General features: G+C 51.4%; 19 protein-coding genes and 1 tRNA gene. 13 read left to right on the top strand and 7 right to left on the bottom strand.

Features of this window, described 5'->3' with window-relative positions; translation table 11 throughout:
* Positions 1–6: 6 nt before the first annotated feature.
* Genes LHF31_RS12805 through LHF31_RS12795 form a run of 3 tightly spaced genes read right to left on the bottom strand, consistent with a single transcriptional unit; the run spans position 7 to position 2,402 of the window.
* Entirely contained in the window at positions 7–822 is an 816-nt protein-coding gene (locus tag LHF31_RS12805) for a hypothetical protein (protein WP_298003827.1), read from the bottom strand.
* Entirely contained in the window at positions 822–1,325 is a 504-nt protein-coding gene (locus LHF31_RS12800) for an aminoacyl-tRNA deacylase (protein ID WP_303774283.1), read from the bottom strand. The genes LHF31_RS12805 and LHF31_RS12800 overlap by 1 nt, the downstream gene beginning before the upstream one ends.
* 6 nt (positions 1,326–1,331) lie before the next feature.
* Positions 1,332–2,402: a CehA/McbA family metallohydrolase gene (locus LHF31_RS12795; protein WP_298003832.1), complete on the bottom strand. Its 1,071-nt coding sequence runs from the start codon at positions 2,400–2,402 to the stop codon at positions 1,332–1,334.
* A 67-nt stretch (positions 2,403–2,469) separates the two neighbouring features.
* Between LHF31_RS12795 and secG the strand changes: the two genes are divergently transcribed.
* The 6 genes from secG (at position 2,470) to LHF31_RS12765 (ending at position 6,920) form a co-directional block, all read left to right on the top strand.
* The gene (secG, locus tag LHF31_RS12790; protein ID WP_298003834.1) at positions 2,470–2,691 is read left to right on the top strand and encodes a preprotein translocase subunit SecG; all 222 of its coding nucleotides are present in this window, start codon (positions 2,470–2,472) and stop codon (positions 2,689–2,691) included.
* Positions 2,692–2,792: 101 nt separating this feature from the next.
* Positions 2,793–4,487, top strand: coding sequence for a peptide ABC transporter substrate-binding protein (locus tag LHF31_RS12785; protein ID WP_298003837.1), 1,695 nt, complete (start codon positions 2,793–2,795; stop codon positions 4,485–4,487).
* Positions 4,484–5,050, top strand: a complete 567-nt coding sequence (locus LHF31_RS12780) for a hypothetical protein (RefSeq protein ID WP_303774282.1) — start codon at positions 4,484–4,486, stop codon at positions 5,048–5,050. The genes LHF31_RS12785 and LHF31_RS12780 overlap by 4 nt, the downstream gene beginning before the upstream one ends.
* 25 nt (positions 5,051–5,075) lie before the next feature.
* Positions 5,076–5,630: a cob(I)yrinic acid a,c-diamide adenosyltransferase gene (locus LHF31_RS12775; protein WP_298003638.1), complete on the top strand. Its 555-nt coding sequence runs from the start codon at positions 5,076–5,078 to the stop codon at positions 5,628–5,630.
* A complete protein-coding gene (locus LHF31_RS12770; RefSeq protein ID WP_298003641.1) occupies positions 5,627–6,361 on the top strand; it encodes a DUF554 domain-containing protein in 735 nt (244 codons plus the stop codon). The genes LHF31_RS12775 and LHF31_RS12770 overlap by 4 nt, the downstream gene beginning before the upstream one ends.
* Positions 6,362–6,380: 19 nt before the next feature.
* On the top strand, positions 6,381–6,920 hold the full coding sequence (locus LHF31_RS12765; protein WP_298003644.1) for a sirohydrochlorin chelatase: 540 nt from the start codon (positions 6,381–6,383) through the stop codon (positions 6,918–6,920).
* Positions 6,921–6,969: 49 nt separating this feature from the next.
* Here LHF31_RS12765 and LHF31_RS12760 read toward each other — a convergent pair.
* The 3 genes from LHF31_RS12760 to LHF31_RS12750 form a co-directional block, all read right to left on the bottom strand.
* A tRNA-Glu gene (locus tag LHF31_RS12760) sits at positions 6,970–7,042 on the bottom strand.
* 42 nt (positions 7,043–7,084) lie between these two features.
* The gene (locus LHF31_RS12755) at positions 7,085–12,535 is read right to left on the bottom strand and encodes an ATP-binding protein (RefSeq protein ID WP_298003647.1); all 5,451 of its coding nucleotides are present in this window, start codon (positions 12,533–12,535) and stop codon (positions 7,085–7,087) included.
* Positions 12,525–13,205, bottom strand: a complete 681-nt coding sequence (locus LHF31_RS12750) for an SOS response-associated peptidase (protein ID WP_298003650.1) — start codon at positions 13,203–13,205, stop codon at positions 12,525–12,527. The genes LHF31_RS12755 and LHF31_RS12750 overlap by 11 nt, the downstream gene beginning before the upstream one ends.
* A gap of 136 nt (positions 13,206–13,341) precedes the next feature.
* On the opposite strand from LHF31_RS12750, the gene ftcD reads away from it, so the two are divergent.
* The 4 genes from ftcD to LHF31_RS12730 are packed head-to-tail and all read left to right on the top strand — an operon-like array spanning position 13,342 to position 17,779.
* The gene (ftcD, locus tag LHF31_RS12745) at positions 13,342–14,883 is read left to right on the top strand and encodes a glutamate formimidoyltransferase (protein ID WP_303774281.1); all 1,542 of its coding nucleotides are present in this window, start codon (positions 13,342–13,344) and stop codon (positions 14,881–14,883) included.
* 13 nt (positions 14,884–14,896) lie between these two features.
* Positions 14,897–16,576 (top strand): CapA family protein, encoded by a 1,680-nt coding sequence (locus tag LHF31_RS12740; RefSeq protein WP_298004372.1) that lies wholly within the window; start codon positions 14,897–14,899, stop codon positions 16,574–16,576.
* A gap of 31 nt (positions 16,577–16,607) precedes the next feature.
* Complete coding sequence (dcd, locus tag LHF31_RS12735) at positions 16,608–17,162, top strand: dCTP deaminase (protein WP_298004369.1); 555 nt, start codon at positions 16,608–16,610, stop codon at positions 17,160–17,162.
* A complete protein-coding gene (locus tag LHF31_RS12730; protein ID WP_298004366.1) occupies positions 17,159–17,779 on the top strand; it encodes an NUDIX hydrolase in 621 nt (206 codons plus the stop codon). The genes dcd and LHF31_RS12730 overlap by 4 nt, the downstream gene beginning before the upstream one ends.
* Here LHF31_RS12730 and LHF31_RS12725 read toward each other — a convergent pair.
* Positions 17,776–18,282, bottom strand: a complete 507-nt coding sequence (locus LHF31_RS12725; protein ID WP_303774280.1) for a hypothetical protein — start codon at positions 18,280–18,282, stop codon at positions 17,776–17,778. The genes LHF31_RS12730 and LHF31_RS12725 overlap by 4 nt on opposite strands.
* 75 nt (positions 18,283–18,357) lie before the next feature.
* Between LHF31_RS12725 and LHF31_RS12720 the strand changes: the two genes are divergently transcribed.
* The 3 genes from LHF31_RS12720 (at position 18,358) to LHF31_RS12710 (ending at position 21,423) form a co-directional block, all read left to right on the top strand.
* Positions 18,358–18,987 (top strand): sulfite oxidase heme-binding subunit YedZ, encoded by a 630-nt coding sequence (locus LHF31_RS12720; protein ID WP_298004360.1) that lies wholly within the window; start codon positions 18,358–18,360, stop codon positions 18,985–18,987.
* An 81-nt stretch (positions 18,988–19,068) separates the two neighbouring features.
* Positions 19,069–20,415 carry a GH1 family beta-glucosidase gene (locus tag LHF31_RS12715; protein ID WP_298004358.1) on the top strand — a complete coding sequence of 449 codons (1,347 nt, stop codon included), beginning with the start codon at positions 19,069–19,071 and terminating at the stop codon, positions 20,413–20,415.
* Positions 20,416–20,427: 12 nt separating this feature from the next.
* Positions 20,428–21,423 (top strand): Gfo/Idh/MocA family protein, encoded by a 996-nt coding sequence (locus LHF31_RS12710; protein ID WP_298004355.1) that lies wholly within the window; start codon positions 20,428–20,430, stop codon positions 21,421–21,423.
* Positions 21,424–21,425 lie beyond the last annotated feature (2 nt).

The following is a 21,425-nucleotide window of genomic DNA, read 5'->3' as shown; positions in this document are numbered from 1 at the left end:
CCTGATTCAGGGCTGGCTTGCCCGAACCTGCTCAAATCGCACGGTAACAGGTAGTTTTTCGTAGGTATAGACCCCAAAGCCAGCAAACGCACCCTGATGCCAATCCGCATTTTCCACCAGATACACCTGCCCGCGGTCGTTAAACTGCAAGGAAAGACGATTCTCGAGACAGGAAAAGCGAATGCGGTTTGTTTCTCCCACGCGGAATACCTCGGGAGGGGCTACTGCTTCCAGCAACTGCACATAGGGGTTTTTCTTTTCCCGTTCCTTAAGAGCGCGGTCGTAGCGTAAAATCCAGAAGGCTCCCGTGCCGCTAACGCGGGCTTCATACCAGTTCGACAGGGTTTCGTCTGCCCGGCAGATCAGCATGAAGCCATTGTCTTTTTGACCATCTACGCTCACCTCGGCTTCGACAATCATTTCCGGCGACATCACCGAGCGGTGAATGCGGTACAGATACGTTTCAGCATCCTGCATTTCAAAAACCAGGGCGCCCCTCTCCTGACGAATCCGCGAGGTCAATCTTCCACCGGGAGCGCGGGTGGTCAGGATAAATAAATCCTTCCAGTTCTCCAACCCGGCATCAAAAGTTTCATCAAAACCCGGTGGGAGAGTAGGTGTGGGAAGCAGGGTATGGGTGGGCAGGAAAGTACTGGTGGGGGGCATCACAGTTTCAGAAGAAATGGTGACCGTAGGGATGGGTGCAGAGGGAAACAGATCCGGGGTAGGTTCGGAGGACACAGACAGAGGAAGGTTACAAGCCAGCAAAGGAAAAACGGTCCAGATCAACGCCCATAACCAGAACCGGAGATGCTTTTTCATTAATCCTCTCCTGTGTGACTGGCTTTCGCACTGGAAAGATCCCCGATGCGCGCCTGCGTGAGGCGGATCAAGTCCTGCGGTTTGAGACGAATGTTCAAACCACGCTGTCCCCCCGAGACGTGGATAAAATCCAGTTTCGTGGCTCTTTCGTCCACCCAGATCTGAAAGCCGCGGTTAATCAACGCCAGCGGAGAAATTCCACCCGCCTGTAAACCGGTCATCTCTTCGGCTTCGCGTTGAGTGGGCACCTGAACTTTCTTTTCTCCCACCAGTGCCGCCAGTTTTTTCTCATCCAGTTCAGAGTCCCCCGGAATCACTGCCAGGATGGGCTTTGCGCCCGGAGTCAGGCGTCTGACCACGATGGTCTTGAACACAATCGCCGGTGAAACCCCTAAAAGGTGTGCTGTCTCTTCAGCACCCAGTTTCTCCGGAGGGAGTTCAAACGCCTGATAAGGCACTTTTCTGGCATCCAGCATGCGCGTGACGTTATTCACAACTGGCATCTTGTTTTACCCCCGCACGTAAATTGGATTGGAATAAATCCATCCCCGCCGTTTTCCCAAAAAGGTCAGATAACATTCCACCCGGTAAATCCCGGGTCGGGTGGTCATAAAGGTACAGGCTTCCTGTTCTTCCCACACCTGCACAGGTTCACCATCACACAGCAACACACATTCCGCCCGCTGAGGTATCCGCACCTGGAAGGTTACCCCAGTTCCCAGACGCAAATCATCCCCCATCATGGCAGAACCCTCGCTTCCATGAGCATAGAAACGGAATCCTCTGGTGGGAGCAGGACGGTCGTAGCCAATAAAAGCATGTCCGTTTGCCAGGGCTTTTAAGACCATCTGACGGTCACGGACAAAATCGCCGCTCAGGTCATTATCGAGCAAGAGATGTGTGTTCACGCCCTGAAAGTGAAAAGAGTACGGGAAAATCACCCGCCGAAGAAAAGCAAATTTCATCGGCAAAGCATGCGCATCTGAACCACCAACCGCTACACATTTTTCTGGGCGGTTGACGAGCAAATCATCCCAACGTTTGAGGGTTTCCGGGAGCGGTCCGGTAGGATAATAATCGGGAAATAACCCGTAGAAAACTCCCTGCCAGCGGTTTTTCACCCGCGCTTTTAACTCGCTGAAGCCATTCCACAGTTCAATTCCTGTGAAGCCAAAGACTTCCCAGTTTTCCCAGGAAATATCCTGCTCGCCAAAAATAAGCAGTTCGGGATCTACAGGATGAGCGATAAAGGTTAAACCACCAGCCTGAGCAGCATTCTCAATCAGGCGCTGAGGATTCTCTGCAAAACCAGCCAGTTCCCGGTTTGCACCAATGACGAGAAGGTGATTTTTCTGGGGAATACGATTCCGGTCATGTACTTCTTCGCCTACCAGTAAGAGTACCCGCCGTTTCCCTGCGGTAAAGTAACCTTCTATATCCCGCACCCACACATTATGATCGGTGACAATCACCACATCAATCCCGTGCTGCATGGCAATCTGGCAGATCTCTTTATGAGTGCCAAAACCATCAGAGTAAGGGGTATGCATATGCAAATTGACGACAATTTCGGCGGTCATACTGGTTGACGATTCACTCCGGGGAAAGGTATAATTCAATCCAGTTCATTCGTTGTGGAGGACAAGCGTGCAAACCTATCTGGATATTGCGTTGATTATAACGTCAATTGCGCTGATCATCAGCGTTATTTTGCAGAGCAAAGGCGTCGGGCTGGGCGGTTTGACCGGAAGCGACAGCAGTACGGTTTTCACCGCACGGCGTGGAATTGAAAAGACTCTTTTCTATGTCACCATTGGATTAAGCGTGCTGTTTTTCGTTTTGATTCTGACGGTGACCATCCTTCAGTAACTTCGGTTTGAACCTTATTCTATCTTTTCAACAGGACAATAGCAGATAGGGCATCTCGCAAATAGACGAGATTTGCCCTGTTTGCTTTATAATTCCCGCATATGAGAAAAATACGCTGGCAACTTCTAATCATCTTTCTGGCAGGTCTGGTCGTGGGCATCTTGCTCCTTACCGAAAAGCCTGCGCCAACGACCCCACTGGATACGCCCGAACCGGAACGTGGAGGCGTGTACACTGAAGCCCTGATCGGTTCATTCCAGCGTCTAAACCCACTGCTGGATCGGTATTCACAGGCTGACCGGGACGTAGATCGGCTCATCTTCAGCGGGCTGATTCGCTTTGACAGTGCCGCCAACCCACAACCGAACCTGGCACAATGGGGTGTCTCTGCCGATGGAACCCTTTACAACCTGACCCTGCGCAAGGATGTCCAGTGGCACGATGGAAAGCCCTTTACCGCAGATGATGTCATCTTCACTATTGAGTTGATGCGGAACGGCGGAAATGTCATCCCTACCGATTTACAGGAATTCTGGAAAGCGGTTGAAGTGGTGAGGCTGAGCGAGTATGACCTGCAGTTCCGCCTTCCGGCACCTTTTGCGCCGTTTTTAGATTATTTGACTTTTGGCATTCTGCCCAGGCACCTGCTCGAAAACAAGAGCATAGATGACCTGATCAACGATCCGTTTAACCTCAAACCGGTCGGTACCGGTCCATACCAGTTCAACCGATTGATTGTGGAAAATGGCGTGATTACCGGAGTTGTCCTGTCTGCTAATGATCGGTATTATGGCGAGAAACCCTATCTTGATGAAATTGTCTTCCGTTATTACCCGGACTCTGCCAGTGCTTTGCAAGCCTTTCGCGAAAAACAGGTCCAGGGTATCAGCGAAATTACCCCTGACATTCTGGAAGATGCTCTTGCAGAACCTGACCTTGCTTTATATTCTGCCCGCCAGCCTGTTTTGAGTATCCTCTTGCTCAACCTGAATAATCCTGACGTGGCATTTTTCCAGAACAAAGACATCCGCAAAGCCTTAATGGCAGGACTGAACCGTCAGGGAATGATAGACACACACCTGAAAGGGCAAGCCATTCTGGCAGATGGTCCTATCTTGCCGGGTACATGGGCGTATTATTCCACTCCGCCTTTCGAATACAATCCCAAGCAGGCACAAACGCTCCTGCAAAAAGCCGGATACGTGTATGCCAGAGAGGGGGATACTGTGCGAGTTAAGGATGAGAAACCTCTTGCCTTCACCTTACTGGTTCCTGATACGCCCTTGCACCTCGCCCTGGCAGAGGAAATTCGCGCGAGCTGGAATGTCCTAGGGGTTCAGGTCACACTTGAACCACTGCCCTACGATCAACTGGTGGAAGAAAATCTCAAGGAGAGAGCCTATCAGGCGGTGCTGGTGGATTTGAATCTCTCCCAAACCCCGGACCCGGATCCATATCCCTTCTGGGATCAGGCACAAATCAGCGGGGATGGGCAAAATTACTCACAGTGGGACAATCGTATGGCAAGCGAGTACCTGGAACAGGCACGGGTCACCGTCAACCGGGATGAACGCACGAGGTTCTACCGAAACTTCCAGGTAATCTTCCACGAGGAACTGCCGGCATTGCCCTTATTCTACCGGGTTTACAACTATGGTGTCAGCCGAGAAATTGGCGGTGTGAGAATCGGACCTTTGTTTGACCCCAGCGACCGCTTTACCCACATCACCGAGTGGTATCTGGTCAACCGTCCGCGAGTTGTTGCTTCACCTCAAGTCACGCCTACACAACCATGAGTAATTCCAGTCAATTTCACCTTCAGTACCTGAAACTTGCCGTCCCGGATCTGGAATCCTATCTGCTTTCCCCGGCTGTTTTCTGGCCTCTGCCTTCGGCGCCGACTTCGCTGAATGAGCCCGGCATGGACCAGATGACACTTGGGGGGGTTGTCTTAAGCCTGAAGGTGATTACGGCTTATGCTTTACCCGAGGCGATGACTCTTTCCCATCTTGTGGAAGATGTTCGAGAACGCTGGCGCTCCAACTGGGCAAAGAAAGCCGCGAAAGAATTCAGCCAACGGGTGCGCAACTGGGAACATACTGTGGGAGAACTGACCCACCAAACCGCCGGACGACTGAACGTTTATCGCGCCCAGGTACGTAATCGGGTGATTCTGGAACTGCTGAAAGATGAAATGTCTCCTGAGCGCCCCACTGAACTGGCGGTGCTGGCATCTCTGGATACCACCCTGCGCAACCTGTTTGTTCAGGGCGATTTCCTGTGGGACGCGCCACTCCAATCCATTTTTCCTCAACCCCGGTTCTGGTTTTTGTACCTCGCCAGCGTTCAAATCCAATAGCCCTTTTTTTTTGAGGAGGATCCTCATGTCTCCATTTTATACCGCCAACGGCGATGACGGCTTTACCGGTCTATTAGGAGAGGGGCGCATTGCAAAAAACGCCCCCCGGATTGAAGCCATCGGGACACTGGATGAAGCCACTGCGGCAATAGGATTAGCCCGCTCTCTCTCAAAATCGGATCCGGTGCGTTCTCTGTTAATTCACTTACAACGAGACCTCTATCACATCATGGCAGAGGTTGCGGCAACACCGGAAAACGCCAGCCGTTTCCGGAGGATACAGGAAGAACAGGTAGAGTGGTTGGAGCAACAGACAGAAACCATCAGCCAGAGCATAAGCATTCCCAAAGAATTTATCCTTCCGGGCGATTCCCCGGCTGGAGGAGCCTTATCGCTGGCTCGTGCAATTGTCCGTCGGGCAGAACGCCGGGTAGTGGCGTTATTCCACGAAGGGGATATTGAAAATCTTGAACTGGTGCGGTATCTGAACCGCCTTTCCTCTCTGCTGTTTTTACTGGAACTCTTCGAAATTTCTCTTGACAAACCGGATTCACCCACACTGGCAAAAGAGGAATCATGACAGGCACCATCATCAATGTCGTTGCTATCCTGTTGGGTTCAGCACTGGGGACATTTCTTGGAGGGAAAATCCCTGAGAAATTAAAACAAACCGTCGTCTCCGGTATGGGATTGTTCACCTTTGCACTGGGTATCCAGATGTTTTTGAAAACCGGAAATGCCTTAATTGTGCTGGGAAGCCTGGTCATTGGTGCCCTGCTGGGAGAATGGTGGAAGATTGAGGACCTTCTGAGCCAGTTAGGGGGCTGGCTGGAACAACGCTTCAACCATGCCGGGAATGGGGAACAGACCGCCCATCAACGCGAACGGTTTATTCGCGGTTTTCTCACCGCTTCTCTGGTTTTCGTAGTCGGTCCCGTCGCCATTTTAGGCGCGATTCAGGACGGTATCAGCGGAGATTATCGCCTGCTGGCAGTTAAATCTGTGCTGGATGGCTTCGCTTCGCTCGCCTTTTCCTCTTCTCTGGGCATTGGAGTGGCGTTTTCAGCCCTTCCTATCCTGGTGTATCAGGGGGCAATCAGTCTGCTGGCATCACAGGTACAAGCCATCACCACTCCCACCATGATGAATGAGATGACCGCCACAGGCGGCATCCTCCTGATGGGAATTGCTATCAGTGGACTGCTGGAGATCAAAAAAATACGCACGGGAAATTTCCTGCCCGCCCTGATCATTGCCCCATTGATTGTAGCGTTATTAACCCTTCTGGGTGCACCGGTTTCCCTTCCTTAAAACTTATCGGATGAGAAATATGGAACTCAAACATTCTTCCCATTCTTCCTCTTTTCGCGCCCTGGTCATTGCGGCACACGGCATCCCTCCCAGCGATTACCCCGGAATGAAAGTAGGTCTGTTGATGATGCTGGAAATCTTTAACGAAAAAGTTCGCTGGGGGCTCCTGGAAAAATGGCACGCGCGCCTGGATCATGAAGTACGCACCTGGAAAAGAACGCCACAAACAGACCCCTACCAAAGCGCGGTGGAGAAGTTAGCCAGCAGGTTATCCGAACGCCTGGGGATACCCGTTTATGTGGGTTACAACGAATTTTGTGCTCCAACTGTGGCAGAGGCAATTGAACAGGCACTTTCCAAAGGGGCTTGCACAGTCACAGTGGTTTCTACCATGCTCATTCGAGGAAACACCCATACAGAGAGCGAGATTGCCGAAACCGTCCATCAGGTGGCACAGGCACATCCCGAAGCCAAAATCCTTTATGCTTTTCCGGTTGATGAAGAACTGGTAATCGATTTATTGGCAACTCACGTCCAGCAATTTGAGGAAACTGCCTGACCTGCTTGATAAAAAGGAAAAAGCCGGTCATTGAACCGGCTTTTTTGTGTGCCTCCAGCGAGATTCGAACTCGCGTTTTAGCCTTGAAAGGGCTGCGTCCTGGTCCCCTAGACGATGGAGGCGCAGGCAGTATTCTACCATCAGTGCTCTGGACGGTCAAGCGTTTAAGCGGAAATTTTTCGTTCTTTTTTCAGTGCCGCACACACCCGTTGATAATCGCTCAAGAAGGCAGGGAAGAGTTGTGCAGCCTTATTCAGATCTCCGGCACGTCCTGCCATTTCCATTTCAAGGCAGACTTTCGAGAATGCAACTGCACCAAGATTACCACTGCTCCCCTTGAGGGTATGGGCTGCTTCTCGCACCTGATCAGCGTTTCCCTGACGAATGGCTTCTTCAATCCGCGCCATCAGTTTGGCAGAATCTTCCAGGTAAATATCAATTAACTCGCTTAGGAAATCCTGATCTCCCTCTCCAAGTTCCCGCAACCCTTGAAGGATGTCCTGATCCAGCGGAGAGGGGTAATTCTCATCCTCAGCACTATGTGGGCTTCGGGATTCTTCCGAAGCAGATGGAGAGAATGCCTCTCCTGCTTGAGGGAGGGTTGTTGCCTGGCTGGAAGCGCCGAAAGAGCGTTCAATTGCCGTCAATACCTCCCCCAAACGCTGAATAGAGACAGGTTTACTGATGTAATCATCCATGCCGGCTTCAATACAGGCTTCGCGGTCGCCCTGCATAGCATTTGCGGTCATGGCAATGATGGGGATGTGACGGTTCCGGGATCGCTCGAAATCCCTAATGCGGCGGGTGGCTTCAAAGCCGTCCATGACGGGCATCTGACAATCCATCAGAATGGCAATGTAGCGTTCGGGATGACGCATGTACATTTCCAGGGCTTGTTCACCGGTGGTCACCAAATCAGCCTGATACCCCAGACGCTTCAACTGGACTGTTGCCAGGCGTTGATTGGCAGAATTGTCCTCGGCTAACAGGACAATCTTTTCACCATCCGGTTCAACATTCTGAGGCGGAAATTCGAAATCGGGTTCATCCACCACAACCGAGTAAGAAAGCACGCGCTCACCCGGAAGACGATCCTGAAACAGCGAGCGAATAGTATCCATGAGCACCGCCTGACGCACCGGACGCAGGAAAGTCACTACCCGTTCCATTTGTTCAAAGGCGGCGCATCTGTCACGCTGGTTCAAATCGGCAAGCAGAACAACTGCGCTCATCACCTTTTCATTCAACAGACGAACCAGAAGATCTTGCGGCAACGAAATATCCAGAATACCCAAATCAAAATGGGTATCCTGTCCCAGGTATTCCATAACTTGCTCCACCTCACAGGCCGATTGCACTTCCAATCCCCAGCCAGTTAAGATTCTGGACAAAAATTCTCTCTCTATCAGATGACGACTGAGAAGGAATGCTCGCTTTCCTGACAGATCTTGCCACTCTGGAACAGGTTGGAGTTCTGGCCGAGCCATTAATCTGACGGTGAACCAGAAAGTGGATCCGTGTCCTTCTACACTTTCTACGCCAATCTCACCACCCATCAATTCCACCAGACTCTTCGAAATGGCAAGCCCCAGTCCAGTGCCACCAAAACGGCGGGTCATACTGCCATCTGCCTGTGTAAAAGGCGTAAAGAGGCGTTTTCGAGCAGTTTCAGATAAACCAATTCCAGTATCACGCACTTCCACACGCAGAATAACCTCATCACCGAGGCGTTCCTGGAGAGAGACTGCAACGGTGACATGACCGTTTTCTGTAAATTTCACCCCGTTCCCCACCAGATTGATCAGTACCTGGCGCAAGCGCACCGGGTCTCCCACAACCAGATTGGGAACATCCGGGGCTACCCAGCCAAGCAAGAGTAAATTCTTTTTCTGCGCAATCGAGGCAAACATTTCAAGCACACCATCCACCAGAGGAAGGAGCTGAAATTCTACCGACTCCAAAGTCATTCTGCCTGCCTCGATCTTGGAGAAATCCAGGATGTCGTTGATAATGGAAAGCAGAGATTTTCCTGAATCCCGGATGATTCGAGCAAAATCAGCCTGCTCCTCGTTCAATGGCGTATCGAGGAGAATCTCCGACATACCAATGACCGCATTAAGCGGGGTGCGAATCTCGTGGCTCATGGTGGCGAGGAATTCGGATTTCAAACGAGAGGCTTCCAATGCCTGATCTCTGGCAAGCGCCAGTTCATCGCCAATGCGCTGGAGTTGTTTCAAGTACCGGTCGCGTTCAATTTCCGCGCCAATCCATTGAGCCATCAACCGGAGAAATTCATAGTCAGAAGAAGTGAATGCCGTCCGGCGCGCTTTGAGGCTGTAAAAGGCAAGAATCCCATAAACCTCGTTGCCCACGAAAATGGGGGTGCCCAGGTATGCAGCAATTTGATTGATGCGATGAGCAGGATGCCCGGCAAAGTCCGATTCTGCCACATTTTCGATACCTAAAGGCTCATTGGCGCGCAGGGTCTCACGGGTAAAGGTGTGTTCAATTTCCAGCAGTGCCCCTTCCTGAAAACCACCTTCAAAAGGATAGACGGCTTCAATAAGCAGGGCGTTTTCCGACAGCCTTCCCACATAAGCAAAATCCACCCCAAAAGTTTGCAGACCCACCTGAAGCAAATGATCAATCTTCTGGTCGAAGGGCAGAGACTGCGAGGAGGTGATATCGTGAAGCGAACGCAGGGCCTGTTCATTGCGTCGCAACATGTACTCAATGCGCTTAAAGGATGTAATATCTACAAAGGTGCCCGAAATCATCTCCCGCTGGGTTTCCGGGTCGGGTACCCGCTGCATAAAAGCATCGAGCCAGACCGTGCGTTCATCGGGGAGATGCAAATGGATGGTTTGATGGTAGCGATCCGTCACTTTCTCCCGTAAGATACGGAAACCTGCGCCTAATTCCTGCACCATGCCTTCAGGAGCCGCCTGCCAGAACGGTCGCCCAACGGTTTCTGTGATCTTCAAACCGGTAATCCGTTCCCAGGCAGGATTCAGGAAAGTGAAACGACCGGTAAGATCCATCTGGAAGATGATATCGCGGGCGTTTTCCACCACCAGACGATAACGCTGTTCGGCATTGCGAATCAACTCCTCGGCATTCAAACGCTCTTCCGCAATTGCCAGAGAGTTCACCGCCACCTGTATCATGGAAATTTCCAGATCACTCCACTCCCGTTCACCTTGCTCGGCAGTAAACCCGACAATCCCTGCCAGTTGCTGGTTGTGGAAGATGGGGAACAACAACAGGGTATTAACGCCCAGTCCGTTCAGGGCAGACTGAGCCTTTTCATCCAGTTGATGGGTGTGCGCCATCAGGACTTCACCTTCCTGAAGCGCTTCTATCAGAGGACGATCCGATTCTAAAAGACGCCAGTTCACCTGGAATAAATCCCGTCCGGTCCACTCGGAAGGTTCCTTTTGCCACATTCCGATCGGGCTGGAGAAGATTCTGCCGTTTCCCGGGATAATCTGGTAAGCAAAAACCCGCTCCGCTTCTGTGATTTCCCCAAGCACCTGTAAAACAAATGGATAAGGATTACCGCCCACTTCCATTGCCAGCAGGTGAGATTGGATCTTCATCAGGGCTTCCAGGTAGCGCTGGCGTTTATCCAGTTGTTCCTCTGCACGGCGCAGATTTTCCACTTCAACCTGCAGGTCATGATACAGGCGGGTCACCTCATATGCGCGACTTGCCGCAAGCGCCATACTTTGCGCCAATCGGATTACATCCGGAGTGAGCAGGGTTGGATGTTCGCTTTCCAGAATCACCCAGCCAATAATTTCCTCCCGGACCAGAAGAGGGATCAATAAGAGAGAGGCGCTGGCTCTCCCCATGAAGAGCCGTCGGAGTTGTTCCGAACGGATCTGCGCTGAAATTTCACGGATAAATAAAGGATCCGGAGATCTCAGTCCTCGCTGGAAAATGGGATTTTCTTTGAGGGAAATGACCTTCCCGAGCAACGAGGGAGCGTCTGCTTCCTGTCCGTATTCCGCCACAATGTGCATGAAAACACGGTCCTCGCTCAACAGGGCAACATCGGCAAAATTCAGGTGTAAGTTCAACACCAGTTCCCGGCAAACCGTCTGGAATACTGCGTTGGGTTCCAGATCAGTGGTCGTCACCGCAATAACCTGATTGAGCAGAGCCGTCTCGCGTAACTGGTTCTGGAGGCGCTCTTCCAGACGAAGACGCTCGGTCATGTCCCGGACAAAGGCATAGAAGTAATGACGCTCCCCAATTTGCAGGGGTTGAATGCTTAATTCAATCTCGCGTCCACTGCGTAAAGCCAGTGTCTTTTCAAATCCTTCCCCCTTGCGAGCAATTTCACGTAATTCCTGACGCAAGGCACCGCGAATTTCAGGAATTACCCGCGAGAGAAGCAGGGAAGAAATGTCCCCGGGATGATCTGTTTCCTCTATCTCCAGTAAATGATTAAATTCGCGGTTGGTCTCCAAAACCTCCAGCGAACCCGGCGATAGTAAGGCAAAACCTTCACGGGCTTGCTCAAACAACTGCATGTAAAGCATCTGCCGCGTTTGGCTTTCCTGACGCACCTGTTGGGTTTGCTGGATCAGGTCCTGTAATGGAGCGCTGATCTGCGCAATATCCACATCCACCCCGGTCTGAAGGGAGGAAACCTGGTCCTGCAACTTGCTGGCAAACCGTAATTGTTCTCCCAGTTTTTCCAGGGGGCGGAAAATGTAGAAATTCAGGGTGAGCAAATCCACCAGCAAAGCAAACGCCCCTACGACAATCATTCCGCCTAACAGGAACCAGATGGCTTGTTTACCCGCCAGATAAATGGAACGAGGCAAAGACGCAACCAGAATTCCCTCGGGAGAATTTCCCGCGCCATACAAAAGGTAATACCCTCGAATAACCTGAGCGCTTGGATCTGTACGCACAAGAAGATTTTTCCCTTCCGATTCCATTGAAGGTACAGGTAAATACTCAGACGGAATCTCAGAGGCTAAGTAAAACTCAACCGCTACACCGCTGTTTACCCGGATTTGATCCAGCAACTGCTCATTTATTTCCCGCCCAAATAAGATCACCCCCGCTACAGGACCTTCGCCAGAGGTATGCAATACGGGCGCTCCCACAACAAAATAAGGATGCCCATCCACAACCAATACACGATGTCCCTGATTCCCGCCTGCCAGCCATTGCCAGTAAACACCATTTTTCCCCACATAGGTTTGGAGAGAATCCTGTACGTCCACATATTTTTCCGTCTCGAAATCGAAACGTCGGGCATACCGAATCAATCCGCCCGTATCGCTCAAGACGATGAAGTCAATCGAAATATTGCGTAAAGACGGCGTCTGAAGGTTTTCTTCAACAAACGCAGGGTTTTCCCCACGCAGAAATGCGTAGGTGTCATCCCAATACCCCCAATCGCTTGCCAAAGTGGAAATCTCTCCGTTAATTCGCTGAACCTCTTTCATCACCTGCTCCAAATCGCGGCGATTCATCTGATAATCCAGCGAATCAAAATGATTGGATAACACCTGGCTGGTGAGCAAGAAAAATCCTGCCCCCATGGCAATGAGGATAATGGCAGAAATCAGAATGGCTCTAACCTTAACCGTCATGTTTCTGAGTTTCCGGCGTAATCAAATCTGGAGAATCGACAGTGGGTGTATTCACCCGTCGAGATACAGAATAGGTCATCATCCGATCAGGTTCAAACGGCACCAGAAGCCGCTTCAAACTTGCTTCTGCGGTTTCCTGAAGCCACCGTCCCATGGTTTGCGAATCCAGCATGACCGGCATGCGGTCGTGCAACTCAGCCACCAGAGAATTTGCGGGACAGGTGATAATGGCACAGGAACTCACTTTTTCCCCTTTTTCGTTAATCCAAACATCCCATAAACCAGCAAAAGCAAAGGGGGCATACTCTTTCAAGCCGATAAAATAAGGCACACGTCCACGCCCTTCCGGCACAGGTTTCCATTCGTAAAATCCTGTAGCAGGGATTAAACACCTGCGTCGGAAAAAAGCCGTTCGAAAGGAAGGTTTTTCCGTGAGCGTTTCTGCACGGGCATTAATCATGCGGTCTCCGATGGAAGGATCTTTCGCCCATGAAGGAATCAGCCCCCAGCGCATCCATTCCATTCGCCGGGGATACAGATTTGTTATGGCTAAAACCGGCTGAGAAGGGGCAATGTTGTAACGGGGTGAATAGTCGGCAGGAATTTCGCTCACGCCAAAAAATTCCTGCAGGGTTTCCGCATCCAAAAACAGTGTAAACCTTCCACACATGGAAGCCTCAATTTCCAGGGCAACTCATTTCCCTTCTCTAATTTTAGCACGTTCACACAAGGTCGGAGGTTCATGCGCTCCTCCTCAAAAAGATTATAATAAACGACAAGTCATTCCAGTTTCAGGGGTTTCAGAAATGAGTCAACCACTTGTTGAATGCATTCCCAATTTCTCCGAGGCGCGCCGCCCGGAGGTAGTAGAAGCCATCCGAAATGCAATTGCCAGTGTTCCTGAGGTCAGTATCCTTGACCAGCATTCGGACATGGATCACAACCGAACCGTAATCACTTTCATCGGTCCCCCTGCCGCGGTAGAAGAAGCCGCCTTTCGAGGAATTGAAAAAGCCGTTCAACTGATTGACCTGAACTACCACACTGGAGAACATCCCCGTATTGGAGCGGCAGATGTGGTTCCTTTTGTGCCCATTCGCGACATCACCATGGAAGAATGTGTGGAAATGGCACGACGGCTGGGAAAGAGGGTTGGTGAAACCCTTCAGATACCTGTTTATCTATACGAAGAAGCCGCCACACGTCCTTCCCGTAAGAATCTGGAAGATATCCGTCGCGGAGAATACGAAGCCTTGAAAGAGGAAATGGGACGCAATCCCGAGCGCATACCGGATTTTGGACCCGAGAGGGTAGGACCTGCCGGGGCTACTGTAATCGGCGCACGTCAGCCCCTGATCGCCTTTAATGTGTACCTGACCACAAATGATGTATCCATCGCCAGTCAAATTGCGCGAGCCGTACGCCATTCTTCCGGCGGTCTCCGTTTTGTAAAAGCCATGGGTGTTCTGGTAGAAGGACGCGCTCAGGTTTCCATGAACCTGACCAATTTCCGGCAAACACCCGTGCACCGCGTGGTGGAAATGATCCGGCGGGAAGCGCAACGCTACGGGGTGGGGATTCATCACAGTGAACTGGTCGGATTGATTCCAGAAGAAGCCCTGATTGACTCGGCAGTCTGGTACCTGCAACTGGACGGATTCGAGCCCAACCAGGTGCTGGAACGCCGCATGACCCAAGCCCTGAGTAAGGAAACTGCCTCACCAGTCCTTCAGTCAAGTTTTCTGGATGAACTGGCACGTGGCACTCCCACACCGGGGGGCGGTTCTGCCTCAGCCTACAGCGCAGCGGCTGGCGCGGCACTGGTGGCAATGGTTGCCCGCCTCACAGTGGGGAAGAAAAAATATGCAGAGGTCGAGTCTCAAATGTGGGCAATCATTGAGCAAGCCGAAGCCCTGCGTCAGGAAATGACCCATGCCATCGAAGAGGATGCACAGGCATTTGAAACCTACCTGACCGCATCGCGGATGCCCAAAGACACCCCTGAACAGCAGGAAATACGCGCCCGCGCTCTGGAAGAAGCCACCCTGGGCGCCATTCAGGTTCCTTTGCGGGTAGCCCGAAAAGCGGTCGAAATCATGGCGTTAGCCGTACAGGTCGCCACACTTGGTAACCTGAATGCCATTTCAGATGCCGGGAGCGCTCTGGCACAAGCCCGAGCGGCGCTTACCGGCGCTGGTTTAAACGTGCGCATTAACTGCCTGGGATTATCTGATCCTTCTCTGGTGGAGACATTTGTGTCTGAATTGCGTCAGTTAGAAGAACAAGCCGCAACATTTGAAACTCAGATGAGAGACATCCTGATTCAAAGGGGCAAACTCCCTTTCTAGTCGGTTCATATTTATGAGAAAACTTTTCTTACTTGTAGTCATCAGCATTTTTGTTTTAACAGCCTGCACCTCCGGGGTGGAAATCACCCCGGATTTCCTGTCCAGTACACAGCAGCAATCCTCGCCAACAGCAGAAAAACCCTTCGCGGAGACCTCACCGACGCCTTCACTTACCCCGATCATTCAAAAGGTCTGGGCAGATGCGGCAGTCCCGGCACAGTTGAGAGAGCAAATCTCCCTGCCCGCTGGCTGGGAATGGAGCAATGAAGAAGAATCCCCGGTTCATCTGATTGCCGGTGCGAAGCCATCCATCAGCCGGTGGATTTATGCACTGGTGGCTCCTTTCCCTACCGTGGAAGATGATTTTTCCACGACCCGGTTGAAAGACTTGTGGCAAAAAGGCGAGGCTTTGGAAGTGGGTCCCAGCCGAATCCTCGTCTCCTCCTCAACCGCGGCAGCGTTGAGCACTCTTTTCGGATCACCTTCTGAAGCAGTAAAGATTGTTTCGGAACAGGATTTACTCCCTCAGGCATGGGAACAGGACAAAACCTGGGCAATTGTGCCTTTTGAGGATCTGGAACCCCGATGGAAAGTGTTATCTCTGGATGGGATGTCGCCCATTCAAAAGAGTCTGGACGTGGAGAATTACCCACTCCAGATATCTTTTGGATGGGCTGGTGATCCTGAGGTTCTTCCCCTCTTTCTTCAGGCATGGGAACCAACACGTCCTGATTCCCCTGGGATTACCAATCGTGACGAAAACCTGCTCACCACGCTGATGCTTACCGGTGTGACCGCTCTGGTACGGGGTACAGCGGCACTGATGGAACGCAACGGGATGGAATACCCGGCTCAAGATATTGGCGACTGGCTTCGAGATGCTGATATCCTTCATATCAACAATGAGGTGCCTTTTGCAAAAAATTGTCCTGCACCCTATAACTGGCAGGGACTTGTCTTCTGCAGTCAGGAACGGTACATCCGTTTACTGGAATCGATAGGAACCGATGTGGTTGAACTTTCGGGCGATCATTTTGCAGACTGGGGTCCGGAAGCCATGCTCTTTACCCTGGACCTGTACCGACAGAGGGGATGGAAAATTTACGGTGGCGGAGCCAACGAAGAAGAAGCCAGACGCCCTGCTCTTTTTGAACATCATGGGAATCGCATTGCCCTTATCGGGTGTAATTACAAGGAAAAAGGGTACGCCAGTGCCAGCCCCACCACACCGGGGGCGGTTCACTGCGATCCGGAATGGCTCATCCCATTAATCCGGGAAGTCAAATCGGATGGCTATTTACCTGTTGTGACTTTTCAGCATCAGGAATACTACGAGTATATTGCCCGCCCCAAACTGCAAGAGGATTTTCGCGCAGTTGCCGATGCCGGGGCTGTGATTGTCAGCGGGAGTCAGGCACACCAACCCCACGCCATGGAGTTTTATCAGGGGGCTTTTCTCCATTACGGACTGGGGAATTTGTTCTTTGATCAGGTCAATTCCATGGAGTCCACCCGCACTGCCATGATTGACCGCCACATCTTTTATGGTGGTCAACACATATCCACCGAAGTGCTCACCATCACCTTTGTGGATTATGCGCGGGCGCGTCCTTCCACGTTGCAGGAACGTCGCGATCTTCTACAAAAGGTCTTTGACGCCAGCGGTTGGAGTAAAATGGAAAATATTCCATAATCTCATCTGGAAAGGCAGGGTAATCTGATTTATGAGTATCAAACCCGATCACTGGATACGCAAAATGGCGCTGGAACACGGTATGATTGAGCCTTTCGTGGACCATCAGGTGCGCGACGGGGTAATTTCTTATGGGGTATCCTCTTACGGGTACGATATCCGCGTAGCCGATGAATTCAAAATTTTTACCAACGTTTACTCAGCCATTGTAGATCCGAAAAACTTTGACCGCGCCTCTATGGTAGATTTCAAGGGCGATGTATGTGTAATTCCACCCAATTCATTCGCGTTAGCCCGCACCATCGAATACTTCCGCATCCCCCGGAACGTTCTCACCATTTGTGTCGGTAAATCCACCTACGCCCGCTGTGGCATTATTGTAAACGTCACCCCCTTTGAACCAGAATGGGAAGGTTTCGTCACGCTGGAAATCAGCAATACAACCCCTCTGCCTGCCCGAATTTACGCGAATGAAGGAATTGCCCAGGTGCTGTTCTTCGAAGCCGATGAACCCTGTGAAATCTCCTATGCCGATAAAAAAGGCAAATACCAAAAACAGCAATCCATCATCCTGCCCAAAGTATGAACGCTTCACTGCTTGACTGGGCAAGACAAATTCAATCTATTGCACAGGCTGGTCTGACCTATGCTCAGAATCCTTTCGACCGCGAGCGGTATGAAAAACTGATGGAAATTGCCTCGCAACTGTTCGCCCTGCAGAGCCAAGACCCGCCAGAAAATTTTCAAGCCGTCCTGAGAGCCGAAGCCGGTTATCTCACCCCCAAAGTGGATGTGCGGGCAGGTGTTATTCAGGACGGGCGAATTTTACTGGTACGGGAGATGTTAGATGGCGGACGCTGGACGCTTCCCGGCGGATGGGTTGACCCCGGGGATACTCCATCTTCTGCCGTAGAACGTGAGGTGCGGGAAGAGACAGGCTATGAAGCCAGAGCAGTGAAACTGGTAGCCGTTTTTGACCGCGATCATCAAGGTCATCCACCTTATTTGTTCAGCATTTTCAAACTGTACTTCCTGTGCAAATTGACCGGTGGAACGCCCAGAGAAAGCATTGAAACAGGCGAATCGCGCTTTTTCAGTCGGGATGAAATTCCGGAACTTTCACTGGCACGGACATTGCCGCGCCACATTGAAATGCTTTTCCGACATGATGAACATCCTGACCTTCCGGCTGAATTTGATTAATGCTCCGGAGAGGACGAGATCAGTTCGCGCCGAATTTCAAAAATAACCAGTACCCCAACAAGGAACATGACAACCCCGCATGGCATTGCTACAACAGGGTGGGTTCCAAAAACTTCAATGAAACGCTGAAAAGGCGACAAATAAGCCGCCAGTGGGACAATCAGCACTGGCGAGGACAGCATCGCAACACTGGGCTTTTGCTCCAAACGATAAAGTAAATACAACAGGAACATGGCAAGCAAAAGCGTCAACCATGTTCCCAGCATGAATGTAAGATATGCCCACTTTACCAGTATGGTCAAACCTGACCGGGAGGAAAGCCATACCCATACCACAATACTGATCACAATGGGAACAAAAAGCATGCCCCAGGTAAGGGATTGAATGCGCGCCTGGCTGAACAGATGTCGAATCTGTTGCCGGAACGAGCGCAACACCCCCAAACTGCGCACCAGCAATGAAAGTCCCAGCAGTGCAATGAAAACCACCCCGTATGGTAGCACTCCCATCTCCATGTCCAGTTTATTGGATTATACTGGCAAATTGCCATTCATCCCCATGAGGATTAAAATCACCTTATGTCGTTGAAACGGGACAGGTTGGTGCGCTTCTGGCTTCATTTCTTCGGATGGTTGCCTTTTATCATCCTCATTCTTCAATGGCAAACAGATAACCTCACCGTCAACCCCATTCAGGCAGCAACGCGCTTTACCGGAGACTGGGCGCTTATTTTCCTGTTACTTTCCCTTGCCTGCACCCCCCTTTACATTCTCTTCAAATGGCGCATCCCCCTGAAATTTCGCCGCCCTCTGGGGTTATATGCTTTTCTTTATGCCAGCATTCACTTCCTGATTTATGTATGGATTGATTACGGCTGGGACTGGGAATATATCCTGCCCTCTCTCAGAGAAAAACCTTTTATCCTGGCGGGGGCTTCGGCACTGTTTATCCTTTTGTTACTGGCTTTGACCTCCTTTGACTTCTCACCACGCTGGTTGGGGAAAGCCTGGAAACTCCTGCACCGGCTGGTATATCTGGCAGGGGTTCTGGTAATTTTACACTTTGCCTGGGCAAGTAAGGGTGACCTGCTTCGACTGAGCGGGGAAATTCTGCGCCCTTTTATCGCCGCACTGGTTCTTGCGGTATTGCTGATCATCCGTATACCCCATTTCCGCCGGTGGATTCAAACTCTCCGTTCCAAAGAATGATATATAATCCAATGTGAAGCATCACTTTTCACTCTGGGCATCTCAGAGTCTCAACATCAATTTTTTCATTGAGGAGTCACTGTGATTTTTAAACCATTCCCACAGGATTTTCTTTGGGGAGTCTCAACTTCTGCGTACCAGATTGAAGGCGCGTGGAATGAGGATGGCAAAGGAGAAAGCATCTGGGATCGGTTCTGCCACAGCCCGTACCGCATTGCCAACGGAGATACAGGTGATATCGCCTGCGACCACTATCACCGTATGCCGGAAGACGTGGCTTTAATGAAAAATCTGGGGGTCAAAGGATATCGTTTCTCAATTGCCTGGACACGTATCTTCCCCGAAGGCAAAGGCAGGGTAAATCTCAAAGGGCTGGATTTTTACGATCGTCTGGTTGATGAACTGGGCAAAGCCGGGATCCGCGCCAATGTCACCCTGAACCACTGGGATTTACCCCAATCCCTCCAGGATTTAGGTGGCTGGGCAAACCGGGATATCACGGACTGGTTTGCGGAATATGCGCGGGTAGTGTTCGACCGGCTGGGAGACCGTGTTGCCATGTGGGCAACCCACAACGAACCGTTTGTCGTCGCCAGCGGTTATTTTAGCGGTTCCATGGCGCCTGGACTGGCAGACGCCTCACTGGGCTACCGCGTGGTACACCATTTGAATCTGGCACATGGAAAAGCCGTGCAGGTTTTTCGTCAGGGCGGTTACCCGGGAAAAATTGGAATCGTCCTGGATCTGGAAAATTACATTCCCGAAACCCAATCTGAAGCCGATCTTCTGGCAACCCGGCGCATACTCGATCAAAGTCATCATGTCTTTTTAGATCCCATCTTTAAGGGTCATTACCCTGCCGGGCTGATAGAATGGCTGGGAGCGTTGGCTCCCCAGCCTCAAGCAGGCGATATGCAGATCATCTCCACTCCCATCGATTTTCTGGGGGTGAATTATTATTTCACCTCAAAGATCCGCTATGAGACATGGGGTGGCCTGCTCAAAGCCGGCTCCCGCATGGTCAGCGCTCCCATGTGGAGCCAGACAGAGATGGGATGGGGGGTATATCCGGAAGGATTGACCGCCATCCTGCTAAAATTACGCGACCAGTACGGCAACCCGGAAGTATACATCACCGAAAATGGCGTCGCCGTGCCCGACGAACCCGATGAAAACGGGTTTGTGCAAGACCGCGAGCGGATTGCTTACCTCCGCAAGCATCTCATTGCGGCGCATGACGCCATTCAGCAGGGGGTAAACCTGCGCGGGTATTTCCTCTGGAGTTTGATGGATAACTTCGAGTGGGCACATGGATACCGTCCGCGCTTTGGCATCGTGCGGGTGGATTATTCAACCCAGAAACGGATCCCGAAACTGTCTGCTCACTGGTACAGTGAGGTCATTCACCGAAACGAAGTTTGGGAGTAAAAGGAGGACTTAATGGCGCCAGTACGGGTTGTCATGATTGGGTGTGGTGGAATGGCACGTTACCATCTCCGTCAAATGCTTCGTGAACCGCACACCACTCAGATTGTGGCTTTGTGCGAACCATCTACGGAACAATTCGCCGCTACCTCAAGGCTATTTGAAGAGGCAGGGCTACCTGTTCCACCCAATCAGCCTGACCTGAAAAAACTGCTGGAAACCTTTGAACTGGACACGGCTTTTATTATCACCCCGCATGCTTTCCATTTTGAGCAAACCAAAGCCTGTCTGGAAGCCGGGCTGGATGTGTTGCTGGAAAAGCCCATGGTGATGAACGCTCAGGAAGCCCAGGCGTTGATTGAGGTACGCAATCGTACTGGCAAACTGCTGGTGGTGGCGTTCCCCGGCAGTCTCTCCCCACAAATTCGGCAAGCCAGCGCATGGCTGCGATCGGGTCAACTGGGGAATCTGCTTTCTATCAGCGCAACGGTATGGCAAAACTGGGGACCCGCGACAGCAGGAACATGGCGACAGGAACCTTCACTGTCGGGTGGAGGGTTCCTGTTCGATACGGGTGCCCATATGTTGAACACCGTAGTAGACCTCGCGGGGGAGGAATTCAGCGAGGTGGCGGCTTTTCTGGAGAATCACGGCAGGCCAGTGGAAACCCTGGGAGTGATCATTGGCAAATTGAAATCGGGAGCGCTGGTCAGTTTGCATGCCTGTGGGGAAGCCATCCCTTCATGTGCCTCAAATATTTACGTCTTCAGCCAGAAAGCCATCCTGCGAACCGGCATCTGGGGAGAATTCCTTGAAATTCAGCGAGAAAAGGAAGAGCGTTTCCATAAAGTACGTGTACCCACATCGTCCGGGGTATGGGAACAATTTTTAGCCGTGCGGCAGGGAAATCTTCCCAATCCCTGTCCTCCTGAGGTGGGATTGAGAATGGCTCGCCTGTATGACGCCATCCGTGAATCCGCAGCCCGCAACGGGCAGGTAGTGTACTGTTAGGC

Origin of the sequence: Anaerolinea thermophila (assembly GCF_020723905.1) — a bacterium.
In the GTDB taxonomy this organism is placed as follows: Bacteria; Chloroflexota; Anaerolineae; order Anaerolineales; family Anaerolineaceae; genus Anaerolinea; species Anaerolinea thermophila_A.
The sequence above is the reverse complement of the archived record's forward strand: the minus strand, read 5'-3'. Positions and strand labels throughout refer to the sequence as shown.

What these genes read in the sequence shown, in the direction of transcription:
- LHF31_RS12805 (WP_298003827.1), bottom strand. Translation starts at nt 822, where the DNA reads ATGAAAAAGCATCTCCGGTTCTGGTTATGGGCGTTGATCTGGACCGTT.
- LHF31_RS12800 (WP_303774283.1), bottom strand. Translation starts at nt 1,325, where the DNA reads ATGCCAGTTGTGAATAACGTCACGCGCATGCTGGATGCCAGAAAAGTG.
- LHF31_RS12795 (WP_298003832.1), bottom strand. Translation starts at nt 2,402, where the DNA reads ATGACCGCCGAAATTGTCGTCAATTTGCATATGCATACCCCTTACTCT.
- LHF31_RS12785 (WP_298003837.1), top strand. Translation starts at nt 2,793, where the DNA reads ATGAGAAAAATACGCTGGCAACTTCTAATCATCTTTCTGGCAGGTCTG.
- LHF31_RS12780 (WP_303774282.1), top strand. Translation starts at nt 4,484, where the DNA reads ATGAGTAATTCCAGTCAATTTCACCTTCAGTACCTGAAACTTGCCGTC.
- LHF31_RS12775 (WP_298003638.1), top strand. Translation starts at nt 5,076, where the DNA reads ATGTCTCCATTTTATACCGCCAACGGCGATGACGGCTTTACCGGTCTA.
- LHF31_RS12770 (WP_298003641.1), top strand. Translation starts at nt 5,627, where the DNA reads ATGACAGGCACCATCATCAATGTCGTTGCTATCCTGTTGGGTTCAGCA.
- LHF31_RS12765 (WP_298003644.1), top strand. Translation starts at nt 6,381, where the DNA reads ATGGAACTCAAACATTCTTCCCATTCTTCCTCTTTTCGCGCCCTGGTC.
- LHF31_RS12755 (WP_298003647.1), bottom strand. Translation starts at nt 12,535, where the DNA reads ATGACGGTTAAGGTTAGAGCCATTCTGATTTCTGCCATTATCCTCATT.
- LHF31_RS12750 (WP_298003650.1), bottom strand. Translation starts at nt 13,205, where the DNA reads ATGTGTGGAAGGTTTACACTGTTTTTGGATGCGGAAACCCTGCAGGAA.
- ftcD (WP_303774281.1), top strand. Translation starts at nt 13,342, where the DNA reads ATGAGTCAACCACTTGTTGAATGCATTCCCAATTTCTCCGAGGCGCGC.
- LHF31_RS12740 (WP_298004372.1), top strand. Translation starts at nt 14,897, where the DNA reads ATGAGAAAACTTTTCTTACTTGTAGTCATCAGCATTTTTGTTTTAACA.
- dcd (WP_298004369.1), top strand. Translation starts at nt 16,608, where the DNA reads ATGAGTATCAAACCCGATCACTGGATACGCAAAATGGCGCTGGAACAC.
- LHF31_RS12730 (WP_298004366.1), top strand. Translation starts at nt 17,159, where the DNA reads ATGAACGCTTCACTGCTTGACTGGGCAAGACAAATTCAATCTATTGCA.
- LHF31_RS12720 (WP_298004360.1), top strand. Translation starts at nt 18,358, where the DNA reads ATGTCGTTGAAACGGGACAGGTTGGTGCGCTTCTGGCTTCATTTCTTC.
- LHF31_RS12710 (WP_298004355.1), top strand. Translation starts at nt 20,428, where the DNA reads ATGGCGCCAGTACGGGTTGTCATGATTGGGTGTGGTGGAATGGCACGT.